We start from the raw sequence: 11,478 nt of genomic DNA, 5'->3' as shown, positions 1-11,478 counted from the left end.
CGTCGAGTCCATCCGCACATCGAGCACCACGTAGAGGAGGTCGCCATGGGCACCAACCCCACCCCGACCGGCAGGCCCAGCCGCCGTCAGATCCTGGCGTCCGCCGCCGGTCTGGCCGCTGCCGGAGCGGTCGGCGGATACGCATGGCACCACTCCCGAAGCGGCACACCGGACGGTGACGTTCCGGGGGACGGTGACGTTCCGGGGGACGGTGACGTCTCGGTGCCGACCGGCGGCTACCGCTTCGAGCGCCTCGCCGCGCCCGCCCGTACCGTGGTCCGCGCCGCCGACGGCCGCGTACTGGCCACCTTCACCGACGGCGCCCGCACCGCGCTGCTGACCGGCCCGACCCGTACCTGGAGCGAGCCGCGCACCACCGGCGCGGTGGTGCGCGGCGACGCCTGGGTGCGGCTGATGGACGGCGCATGGAGTCGGGGCAAGGAGCGAACCCGCTGGTTCCGGGGATGGTTCCCCAAGGCCCTTGCCGACCGCAGTCCGGACGTCATCGCCGTGGCCTTCCAGTACGGCGACGGGGCGCCCGATCTGCGCACCGACTCCGGCCTGCGCTACGCCGGCAAGGCCCACTTCGGGCCGCTCCTGCCAGGGCAGTCGCCGACGTCGTTCCATTCCCGCGATGAGAAGTCCGACTTCTACGACTACCTCGGCGTTCCCTGGACCTTCCCCGACGGCATCCGCAAGCACCCGGAGAAGAAGCGCTACGGGGACGTGGACTGCTCCGGCTTCATGCGCCTGGTCTGGGGCTACCGCATGGGCTACCCCATGCACGCCACCAACAACCCGGGGACCGGTCTGCCCGCCGGGCCTACGCCATCGCCGACCGGGCCCCGGCGTGCTGCTGATCCCGAACACCGGCCGGCCACCTGCCGACATCAGCCGGCTACTCCCCGGCGACCTCGTCTTCTTCGCCATCGAGATCGGCCGACCTCGCGCCATCGACCACGTCGGCATGTACCTGGGGCCGGACACCGACGGGCATCCGCGCTTCTATTCCAGCCGCTCACGGGCCAACGGGCCCACCATGGGCGACCTGGCCGGCCGCGCCACGCTCGACGGCCATGGCTTCTACGCCCAGGGGTTTCGCATGGCCCGCCGCCTGTGAAGCCGACGCCACCAGCCCGCAGCCAAAGGAGCCCCGCCATGGACGCCGCCACCCTCACCCGGGACCCCACCGACCGCCACCACCGCACGCACCGCACCAGACGCGGCGGCCACGCCAAGCGCCGTCGACGGACCACCATCAGCCGGGAGGCATACGCCCTGCTGCTGATCCTGGCGGCTGCCGCGGTGCTCTACGCCTGGGGCATCGGCCGTACCCCGGTGCACCCGTACTACAGCGCCGCCGTGCGGTCGATGGCGGCGGACTGGAACGCCTTCGTCTTCGGCGGGCTCGACCCGAGCGGCTCGATCACCGTGGACAAGATCCCCGGTGCGCTGTGGCCGCAGGCCCTTTCCGTCAGGCTATTCGGACCGTACACCTGGGCGGTGGTACTGCCGCAGGTGCTGGAGGGCGTCCTCGCCGTCTGGGTGCTGCACCGGATCGTCCGCGCCTGGGCCGGCCCCTTCGCAGGGCTGCTCGCCGCGCTGGTACTCACCCTCACTCCGGTCACCGTCGCGCTCAACCGGCACAACATCCCCGACACCCTGCTCGTCCTGCTGCTGGTCCTCGCGGCGGGGTCGCTGCAGAAGGCCGTCGCCACCGGGAGGCTGCTGCCGCTGCTCGGCTGCGGGGCATGGGTGGGGCTGGCCTTCCAGGCCAAGATGCTCCAAGCGTGGCTCGTTCTGCCGGTCTTCGCCGCGGTGTACCTCTGGGCAGCGCCCGGCTCCCGGCTGGACCGGGCCCGGCGGCTGCTCCTCGCCGGGATCACCGCACTCGTCGTCTCCTGCTCCTGGCTGCTGCTGGTATGGGCCTCCCCCGCCGCGCACCGCCCCTACATCGACGGGACCACCGACAACAACCCCTTCACCCTGGTCTTCGGCTACAACGGGCTGAGCCGCTTCGGCGACGACCCGCACGCGCTGGGCGCCGTCGCCGGCACGGCCGCCAGCCGCTCCACCGGCAACACGGGGTGGAGCATGGTGGTCAACCACACCGTGGGCCCGCAGATCGCCTGGCTCCTGCCGCTCGCCGTGCTGGCCCTGGCGCTGGGCGTGTGGTGGCGCGCCGGACAACCGCGCACCGACGGGCCGCGGGCAGGGCTCCTGCTCTGGGGCGGCTGGCTGGTGGTACACATCGTGGTCTTCAGCAACTCCAACGGCAACCACGGCTACTACACGACCGTACTGGCCCCGGCCCTCGCCGCGCTGACGGGTAGCGGAGTTGCCCTCTTCTGGGCCGAGTACCGCGCCGGCGGCCGACGTCGGCGGGCGTTGCCCGTCGCGGTCGCCCTCACCGCACTGTGGGCAGCCGCCATCGACGGCCCGCACAGCGGATTCGCGCCCTGGCTGCTACCGGTGGTGCTGATGCTGGGCCTGTGCGGGACCGTCGGCCTGTGGACCAGCGGGCCGGACACCGCACGACGGACGGTGCACGGCGCCCTGGCAGCGTCCCTGACGGCCGTCCTGCTCGCCCCGGCCGTCTGGGCCGCCTCCTGCCTGCACCCGCGGTACCCCGGCTCAGCGATGGAGCCACTGGCAGGACCGGTCGGACCCGGCTATGACGCCAGGCACCACCACCCGGTCAAGGTCCCACGATTCCCCTTGAGTAAACCGTCCGCCCGGGACACCGCACTGCTGAACTACCTCTCCGCGCACCGTTCCGGGGAGAAGTACCTGCTCGCCACCCAGGCCGCCTACGGCGCCGAGCCCCTGCTGCGCGCCACTTCCCAACCCATCCTGGTCATGGGCGGCTTCACCGGCCTGACCCCCTATCCGACCGCACGACGGCTCAGCGACCTGGTCTCCACCCACCAACTGCGCTACGCCCTGCTCACCACGCGCCGCCCGACCACACCGGCATCGGCCTGGGTGAAGAAGAACTGCACCCGCATCCCCCCAGCGCCTACGGTCGGCCCCCGGGCGGAAGCCACACCCTCTACGACTGCGCTGAAGGCGCATGACCTCCTCGAGACGTAGTCGACGCTTTGCTCAGCGCGGTCGGTCTGGAGCGGTTCGTCCTACCTCGGTGTACGGCGCCCGCGTACCGCGTCCCACGGCGTGCCGTCGACGAAGTGGACGTCGTAACGGTCCTGCTCGGGCAGGAGGCTCGTCCCGGACAGCTGGCCCCGGGCGATGCGGCCGAGTTGCCGGAAGTATCCGAACCGCTCGACACCGGGAGTCGCCACCACAAGCAGGTCAGCCGTGGATTCGGCGGCCGCGCCGAACGCGTGGGGGAGGTTCGGCGGGATGACGACCAGACCGCCCGCGGCAACCGTGGTAATCCGCTCCCGAGGAGGAACTCCATCACCCGTCGAGTACGTAGAACATCTCCGATGACCGTGAGTGGTAATGCGGCCTGGCCCCGTCGGCACCGGTGCCGAGCGTGAGTCGGTTCGCCCCCAATGCGCCGTCGGTGCCACTGGCGTCGACCAGCAGCTGGAACGCACTACCTGGGGACAGCTCCACCACCTCCACAACCTCCCCGGGAATGACCACGGCTTCCTCCATGCGACGACCGGCCACCGACATCTCCGCTCCTTAGGGCGATCTGATTCCGCTCGATGTCCCCCCATTCGACCGAGGGAACAGCGGCGGAACCACAAGCAGTTGTGGCAGACAGAAATCAGCAACGGTGATCAATCAACGGTGACGGACCGGAGAACACATGGAGCTACGACAGTTGCGGTACTTCGTCGCCGTGGCCGAGGAGGGCGGATTCGGGCGGGCCGCCGAGCGGTTGACCATCGTGCAGTCGGCTGTGAGCCAGCAGATCCGCAGGCTTGAGCGCGAGCTCGGGTTGCCGCTGTTCAACCGGTCGACCCGGCACGTGCGTCTGTCGGCCGCCGGTGAGCGTCTGCTGGTCGAGGCGCGGACCGTGCTCGCCGCGGCGGACCGTACCCGTCAGGTGGCGGCCGACATCGCGGCCGGTACCGACGGCGGCCTGCGGCTGGGAGCCATCCACGGCCCCGGGGACCGGCTCTACCGCGCCCTTGTCGAGCTCGCCGCGGGCGCTCCACGGCTGCGTGTCCGGCTCGAGCAGGCTCCGCCGACCGACCGGCTGGCAGCCGTGCGGTCGGGCGAGCTGGACGCCGCGCTGGTGCGCGCCGTGACCGCGGCGCCGGGGCTGAGGCTGATCCCGGTGTGGAGCGACCCTCTGTACGTCGCGCTGCCCGCCGACCACGCGCTGGCGGACGAACCCCTGCTACGGCTGGAACACCTCGCCGACCTGCCGCTGCGTCTCGCCGCACGCGACGGGAACCCTCCCTTCCACGACCTGGTCCTCGATGCCTGCCGGAGGGCCGGCACCGAGCCCCCGCCAGGACCGCCGTTCACCAGCCTTCGGCAGACCCTGATCGACATCGGTACCGACGCCCCCTCCTGGACGGTCTTCTACGAGGTCTCAGGGCTGCCGCCGGCACCCCGAACAGCACTCCGTCCCCTGACCGGTCTTGCCCTCACCACATCGCTCGCAGTCCAGGCCGGGCCCCTTACCCCGGCGCTCAAACGACTCTTGGAGGCACTCAGGTCCGTCGCGTCGTCGGAGGCAACGGGCTACCGAATGGGCTCCGGGACATACGGGCTAGAGTGATCCTCCACTCCACTTCAGGTGCCGAGCGGATTCGCCGGCGGGAGTCGTGGGGTCGAGTCGCAGATCCCGTGAAGGTGAAGGGGTTCCGTTGGGGGGAGCGCGAAGTCGGCGGCCCACCGTGGTCGTGCTCACCGCCCTACAGGTGGAGTACGAGGCGGTCCGCCGGCACCTGGAGGACGTCCGCGAAGTCGAGCTGCCGCAGGGCACCCTCCTCGACGTCGGCCGAATACCCGGCCTCAACTGGGAGGTGGCACTGGCCGAGACGGGCCCCACCAACACCCGTGCCGCGCTCGTCACGCAGCCCACGATCGAGTACTTCGATGCCGAGGCGGTGTTCTTCGTCGGCGTCGCCGGTGCGCTCAAGGACGATCTCCGCCTCGGGGACGTCGTGGTCGCCAGGAAGATCTACGACTATCAAGGCGGCCGGGAGAGCTCGGACAGGTTCAACGCTCGGCCCGAGGCCTGGCGACCGTCGTACGACATGGACCAGTTGGTGCGCTCCGCCCGCCGTAACAAGCCGTGGGCCTTCCTCACCCCCACCGCGGCGCCGCAGCCCACCGCGCCGCCCCGGGTGCACTTCGAACCGATCGCCTCGGGCGATGTCCTGATCGGCTCCCGGGACTCCGAGACGGTCCGCCGGATCCGCAGCCACTACAACGACGCCGCGGCCGTCGACATGGAGAGCCAGGGCGTTGCACACGCGGCCGCCATGCACCGGGGGGTGCGGATGCTGTCCGTCCGCGGTATCAGCGACTTCGCCGACCCCGGCAAGGCCGCGTCGGACGCCGCGGGCTCCCAGGAGACGGCGTCACGGCACGCCGCCGCCTTCGCGCTGCGGGTGCTGCGCGACCTGCGCCCCGCCGGGCGACCGGCCCAAGAGCGGCCTCAGCGGCCCGCTGTCGTCGTGGTGTCCGGACCCGACCGCGGATCCGGCCCCGCGGCCTGGGACACCCGGCCCGTCGTCGAGGTCGGGGAACGGGAGTACCTGCTGTACGAAGGTCCCGAGGACCTCCTCCACGAGTGGAGGGACGGCGACGTGATACGGCGTCAGGCCGTGGCACGGGTGGTGTCCGACCGGGACTCCCGCGGCTCCTACGCGTGGCTGCGCCAGGTCGAGTGGGCGCGGCCGCCCAGTCCGGGCCGCTTCGACCCCCTGGCCGCGCTCGAACAGGAGGCGGGGCTGTGTCGCGCCTTCCGCGGCCCCGACGTCGTACAACTGGCCCGTCGTGGGAACACCGCCACCCTGGCCCTGGCCTGGCCGGCCGACGCGAGGTTCGGCCGGCCCCTGGAGACCCTGCACGAACTGCTGCCCGAGCAGCCCGCGCCGACGGACCCGCTGCGGCTGTGGTCGATCGTGAAGGGGTTCACCGAAGTGGCCGAAGTCCTCGATGGGCTGCACAGCGAGGGGTTATCACACCGGGCGCTCCGGCCGACCGCGGTCGTCATGAACCGGCCGCACATGGTGCTGCGCGACTTGGGCCTCGCCGCCGTGCCACCCCGCCTTGGCGAGAACCCCGGGCCCTATCAGGCACCCGAGCAGCGGTACGGCTCCGGTATCCGCCCCGGACCCGCCACCGACGTCTACCAGCTTGGCGCGCTGCTTTACCGAGCCCTGACCGGCAGGACCCCCGCCCCCGGGCTGCCTCCCTACCGCGGCTCGGCCTCCGTGCCGGACAGCCTCGTCCACGCGGTCGCCGGTGCGCTGCGGCAGGACCCGGGCGCGCGCCCAGGCGTACGTACGCTCCGCCTCGCCCTGCTCGCCGCTGTCCGCGAGCTGTCGTCCGTCCCGCCGCCCCAGCGCTGAGGAGCGCCGCCGATGTCCGTCGCCACCGTCGCCCTGCGCGCTCCGCTGGTGCTCGTCCCGGGACACACGCTGGACGAACAGCTCCGCACGAAGGCCGAGTCCAGCGCCGGGTTACCGCCCGACGTCTCACGGATCATCCACGATCTGAACCAGCTCGAGGGCGGCGCCGCCGTGAGCGTCAGCCCGAGCAACGGCAAGTACAAGCCGTCCTTGCTGGTGCACACGCGTACGTACCGGCTGCGCCTGGAGGCCACGAACCGAGGTACCGGCTACTTCGTCAAGCACATCGATCCGCTGCGCCTCGCCGACCACGCGCGCCTTGCCCGGTCCTGTCTCCTGGTGCGCCCGCCCGCCTGGCGGATGGTTTTCGAACTGAGGGCGGTGCCCGAGGGCTCGGACGCCCAGTGGCGGGTACTTGAAGAGGCCTGGCAACGTCTCAGCCAAACGCCTGCACAGCAGCAGGAGGAAACCTCCTCCGTCAGCGAAGCCCAGTCGGAGTTCCTCGACACGGTGGACCGGCTGATCGACGCGACCGAGGAGATCACCACACGGGAAGAGCGCGAGGCCGCCCCCTTCCTGTATCAGCGCCTGACGACCACCGGCGGCAGGCGCAGCAGCGCTCCGCAATCGGTGTACGAATTCCAGCTCATCGGGCCGGAGTTGCCAGCAGTCGGCACCTTCCTCCGCATCCAGGGCGATACGGAGACCCGTGGCAAGGTGAGCCGGACCGCGGGAAGGTCCGTCACCGTCCGTTTCGACCAGCCCGTGTCATGGGAAAGGCTGCCGGCTCGCGGAGCACTGGAACTGATTCCGAGCAACGTGGTCTTCAACAAGCAGCGGCAGGCCGTGGCGAGCCTCCGCGCGCGGGACACCAGGAATCCGGGCCTGCTCCCGGCAGTGGTCGAGCACCGCGTGCGCACCGTCCCGGCCACGACCGCGACGCCGCACGAGGAGCTCGACCCCGAACAACTCGACGCCTTCCGCAAGGCGTTGACCACCGAGGACCTGCTGGTGGTGCTCGGCCCGCCCGGTACCGGCAAGACCCGGACCATCACCGAGATCGCCCACACCACCGCGATCACGACCGCCTCCGGCGGCGGCCGGGTCCTCGTCACCTCGCACACCAACCGCGCCGTGGACAACGTACTGGCCCGGCTGCCCCGGGAGCTCGTAGTGATCCGGGTCGGGGACGAGAGCAAGGTCCACGCCGATGTGAGGCCACTCCTCCTGGAGGAGCAGTCGGAGAACCTGTCCGAGGGAATCCGACGCGCCATGACCCAACGCACACAGGCATACCAGGAGGCGGAAGCGGCCGCGCCGTGGACGGCGGAGCTCGCCGCCCGCCTCCACCAGGTCGGCGACCTGATCCAGAAGGAGAAGGCCGCGTCGCTGCGTCTGCAGGACGCCGTCCGGGCGTCCACCGCACCGGCCCGGGAGCGGCTTGCCTCACTCCAACGCGAGGAGAGCGAAAGGGAGTCGGCCCGGCTGAGCCTCGCCGAGCGGGCTTCGCGGCTCCAGGCGAAGGTGGAGTCCGCGCAGCAGCGTTCCCATGCCCTGTTGACCGGTCGGCTGCACCGCTCCAGGGCCCGCCGCGGGGAGGAGGAGCTCACCACGGTACGGCACGAGATTCAGCGGCTCGACGCCCTGGGACCCGAGCTGCGCCGGCAGGCCGAAGCGGAGCGCGCCGAGGCGGAGCGCGCGGCGCGCGAGGACCCCGCCGTCAGCTCGGCCCTGGCCGCCTGTGAGGCGGCAGAGCGTCGGCGCGGCGAGAGCGTCCACTCCGCCTACGAGGCCGCCGACATGGCCGTCCGGGCGCTCGGCCCGGTCATGCCGGGCATATCCGCGCCCGCTCGGCTGCCGGATCCGGCCGATGCGGCAGCCGACCTGCACACCCTGCACCGACAGCTGGAGGCGTCGCTGCCGCTCCTCTCCCAGCGTCAGGAACTCACCCGGCAGTGGCAGGCCGCGATCGGCCAGGACCCGGGCCAACTGGTGCCCGAACTCGTCCGCTACGCCCAGGTGGTCGGCGCCACCTGTATCGGGGCCGCGTCCCGCCCCGAACTGGCCGGAGTCGACTTCGACCTGGGGATCGTCGACGAGGCCGGCCAGATCGGCGTCCCGGACGCGCTGGTGCCGCTGACCCGGGTCCGCCGCGGTGTCCTGGTCGGCGATGACCGGCAACTGCCGCCCTTCCTCGACTCCGCGGTGGCCGACTGGGCCCAGGACATCGGCGACCCCGAACTCCTCCGACTGACGTCACAGAGCGCCTTGGAGCAGCTGCGCGCCGGACTGCCTTCCTCCCACATCGTCCAGCTGACCCGGCAGCGCCGGATGCCCGCCGAGATCGCCGACTTCATTTCGGCCGCCTTCTACCAGGGGGAGCTGCTCACCGAGAAGGAACACCGGCACACCGACCCCTTGTTCTCAAGCCCGATGGCCTTCGTCGACACCGCCGCGCTGCCCGACCGTGTACGTCGCGAGTCGGGCGGACACCGCGCCGAGGGCCGCGGCCGCAAGGGCTCCTCCAACACCTGTGAAGCGCGCCTCCTGGCCCGCCTCGCCGCCTTCTACCACGGGCGGGGTTCCGAGTGGGTGGTGATCGTCCCCTACCTCGCGCAGCGCCTGGAGGTCGTCCGCCACCTCACCACCTTGATCGGTGATTCCCAGCTCGCGGACGCCTCGGTCGGCAGCGTCGACTCCTACCAGGGCGGGGAGAGCGACGTCGTCCTCTACGGTTTCACGCGCAGCAACCCCGATGGCCGTATCGGCTTCCTGAAAGAGCTGCGCCGCGCCAACGTCGCCTTCACTCGCGCCAAGAGCCAACTGGTGCTGACGGGCGACCTGAGCACCCTGCTCCGCGCGGACGACCCCGACTTCCGCGCTTTCGCCGACGACCTGCACCGGCATCTGCTCGACCGCGGCGACCTACGGGACTACCAGGACGTCATGGCGGCGCTCGACGAAGCCGCCCCGGGCCTGGACGAAGCCGCCGGCCTGGCCCCGGAAGGAGGCCGAGTGTGACGACCGCCCCCGCCTGATGCCCTTCCCCGAGGAGCGGGTCCTGGAGGATGCCGCCTTCGGCCAGGGCATCGTGCCCACCCGGCTCTACGCCCTGCTGCTGCCCGTCTGGCAGGTGGAGATCCGCGCCGACATCACCGAGGGCGAGGACTTCTTCCTCATCGACCGCTTCCTGGAGCGCGGGCTGCGCCACGGAGCCTTGCACACCGTCGACGAACTCGCCGCGTTCTTCGCCCTGGACCGTGCCCTGGTCGCGCAGGCCGTGCGCTTCCTGACCGCGATCGGCCACCTGCGGGAGTCCGGGGACCGTCTGTCCCTGACGTCACTGGGACAGCGCTCCGTGGACGACGACATCCGCTATGTGGTCACGCGTCAGGACCGCCGCAAGCTGCACTTCGAGGCCCTGAGCTGTACCCCGCTGACGCGGGTCCACTACGACGAGGACGTCGTGACCCTGCTGTCCGGCGACGAACTGGCCAGGGCGACGCGGAGCGACCGCTACCCGCGCTTCACCCCGATCCACGTGACATCCGGATTCGACCGCTCAGCCCTGGACCGTCTCAAAGACCGCAAGGACCGGGCCCGGTTCAATCTGCCCGTCGCGTTGGACGCGCTGGAGAGCCTGGACGAGAAGCTCGTCTTCCTGCCGGTCTATCTGGTGCGCGGCCAGGGGGGACTCCTGGTCTACGGCCAGGCCGGGGCGGGGGCCGCACACGACCCGGAGCTGAGCGAGCTGTGCGCCCGTACTCCAGAGCTGATCAACGCCCTCGACAACGAGGAGCAGGGCGAGGATGCGGACGAGCGCGTCATGCGGGCCGCCCGGAACTGGCTCCGCGAACAGGACCTCGACTCAGTCGCCCCGGAACAGGACGACGACGGCACCTGGTCGGTCTCGCTGCCCGCCACCGCCTTCGGTGAGAACGGAATCCCGGTATCCCGCATCGGCACCTACCGCATGGCGGGCAGCCGCTTCTTCCGCGTGTGGTGCCCGGCGGAAACCCCGCGGAAGCGCGCTCTGCTGGACCGCCTGGACCAACGCCTCGGCTCTCGACGGCAGGTCACCCGGCAGGAGGCGGAGGAAGCCGTCGCCCGCCTGGCCCGCCAACTGCGCCTGGAGGTCCCCGACCTGTCCCGCCTTCGCGGCGGCGCCGCGAGAACCGGCCGCAGCGGCCTGGAGGCCCAACTGGCCCGACTGGAGAATGAACCAAAGTGATCGACACCGGCCAACTCCTGCTCGCCGAGTACGAGCAGATCAAGCAGGAGCAGCGAGCCCGTATCGGCTTTCGGGACAACCTCATCTACGCCACCCTCGGGGTCATGGCAGCGGTGATCGGCTCGACGCTGGCAGGGGGCGGCCATCTCGACATGCTGCTCCTGCTGCCCCCGCTGTCGGTCACCCTCGGCTGGACCTATCTGGTCAACGACGAGAAGATCTCGGCCGTCGGCCGGTACGTACGGGACGAACTGGCCCCCCGTCTCAAGGAACTCACACCGGAACGGACCGAGGTCTTCGGTTGGGAATCCGCGCACCGCCGCGACGCGCGCCGCCACTCCCGCAAGCGGTTCCAGCTCGCCGTGGATCTGCTGACCTTCTGCGCGGCCCCGCTCGCGGCCCTCACCGTCTACTGGCTGCTCGGGCCGATGCAGTGGGCGCTGCTCCTGGTCTCGGTGGCAGAGGCTGCCATGGTCATCGGTCTCGCCATCCAGGTCGTGCGCTACGCCGATCTCGAACGCTGACCGGTGCCGGCTTTCGGGTAGCTCATCGCCGTCATGGAGCGCATCCGCCGCACCCGGGCCGGAGACGGACGCAAGCGCCGTGGCAGTGAGCGTCGAGTACGACGGCGTAGGACCTACAGCAGCCGGCCCGCTGACACACCCGGCGACGCACCCGTAGGTACGGCGGAGAACGGGCAGCAGTGACAGGTCGCCGAGCACGTCTGAATGGGTCAGC

The 11,478-nt window shown here is 71.1% G+C and carries 8 protein-coding genes; 6 read left to right on the top strand and 2 right to left on the bottom strand.

Annotated features, from left to right (window positions below):
* Window positions 1-45: 45 nt before the first annotated feature.
* A complete protein-coding gene (locus Q3Y56_RS29900) occupies window positions 46-3,093 on the top strand; it encodes a glycosyltransferase family 39 protein (protein ID WP_304464886.1) in 3,048 nt (1,015 codons plus the stop codon).
* Between the two features lie 41 nt (window positions 3,094-3,134).
* Here Q3Y56_RS29900 and Q3Y56_RS29895 read toward each other — a convergent pair whose 3' ends face one another.
* Window positions 3,135-3,302: a hypothetical protein gene (locus Q3Y56_RS29895; RefSeq protein ID WP_304464885.1), complete on the bottom strand. Its 168-nt coding sequence runs from the start codon at window positions 3,300-3,302 to the stop codon at window positions 3,135-3,137.
* 118 nt (window positions 3,303-3,420) lie between these two features.
* Window positions 3,421-3,645: a hypothetical protein gene (locus Q3Y56_RS29890; protein WP_304464884.1), complete on the bottom strand. Its 225-nt coding sequence runs from the start codon at window positions 3,643-3,645 to the stop codon at window positions 3,421-3,423.
* Between the two features lie 136 nt (window positions 3,646-3,781).
* Between Q3Y56_RS29890 and Q3Y56_RS29885 the strand changes: the two genes are divergently transcribed.
* From Q3Y56_RS29885 to Q3Y56_RS29865, 5 genes are all read left to right on the top strand, one after another.
* Entirely contained in the window at window positions 3,782-4,705 is a 924-nt protein-coding gene (locus Q3Y56_RS29885; RefSeq protein WP_304464883.1) for a LysR family transcriptional regulator, read from the top strand.
* 88 nt (window positions 4,706-4,793) lie between these two features.
* Window positions 4,794-6,509, top strand: coding sequence for a hypothetical protein (locus Q3Y56_RS29880; protein ID WP_304464882.1), 1,716 nt, complete (start codon window positions 4,794-4,796; stop codon window positions 6,507-6,509).
* A 12-nt stretch (window positions 6,510-6,521) separates the two neighbouring features.
* Window positions 6,522-9,530 (top strand): DEAD/DEAH box helicase, encoded by a 3,009-nt coding sequence (locus Q3Y56_RS29875; RefSeq protein ID WP_304464881.1) that lies wholly within the window; start codon window positions 6,522-6,524, stop codon window positions 9,528-9,530.
* 16 nt (window positions 9,531-9,546) lie between these two features.
* Window positions 9,547-10,740: a hypothetical protein gene (locus Q3Y56_RS29870; RefSeq protein ID WP_304464880.1), complete on the top strand. Its 1,194-nt coding sequence runs from the start codon at window positions 9,547-9,549 to the stop codon at window positions 10,738-10,740.
* Entirely contained in the window at window positions 10,737-11,264 is a 528-nt protein-coding gene (locus Q3Y56_RS29865; RefSeq protein WP_304464879.1) for a hypothetical protein, read from the top strand. The genes Q3Y56_RS29870 and Q3Y56_RS29865 overlap by 4 nt, the downstream gene beginning before the upstream one ends.
* Window positions 11,265-11,478 lie beyond the last annotated feature (214 nt).

This window comes from Streptomyces sp. XD-27 (assembly GCF_030553055.1).
Classification (GTDB): Bacteria; Actinomycetota; Actinomycetes; order Streptomycetales; family Streptomycetaceae; genus Streptomyces.
Note: the sequence above shows the minus strand (reverse complement) of the source record. Positions and strands in the feature narration are given on the sequence as shown.

Bases quoted from the DNA above. Each gene is read 5' to 3' on its own strand.
- Q3Y56_RS29900 (WP_304464886.1), top strand. From the start codon at position 46: ATGGGCACCAACCCCACCCCGACCGGCAGGCCCAGCCGCCGTCAGATC.
- Q3Y56_RS29890 (WP_304464884.1), bottom strand. From the start codon at position 3,645: ATGTCGGTGGCCGGTCGTCGCATGGAGGAAGCCGTGGTCATTCCCGGG.
- Q3Y56_RS29885 (WP_304464883.1), top strand. From the start codon at position 3,782: ATGGAGCTACGACAGTTGCGGTACTTCGTCGCCGTGGCCGAGGAGGGC.
- Q3Y56_RS29875 (WP_304464881.1), top strand. From the start codon at position 6,522: ATGTCCGTCGCCACCGTCGCCCTGCGCGCTCCGCTGGTGCTCGTCCCG.
- Q3Y56_RS29870 (WP_304464880.1), top strand. From the start codon at position 9,547: ATGCCCTTCCCCGAGGAGCGGGTCCTGGAGGATGCCGCCTTCGGCCAG.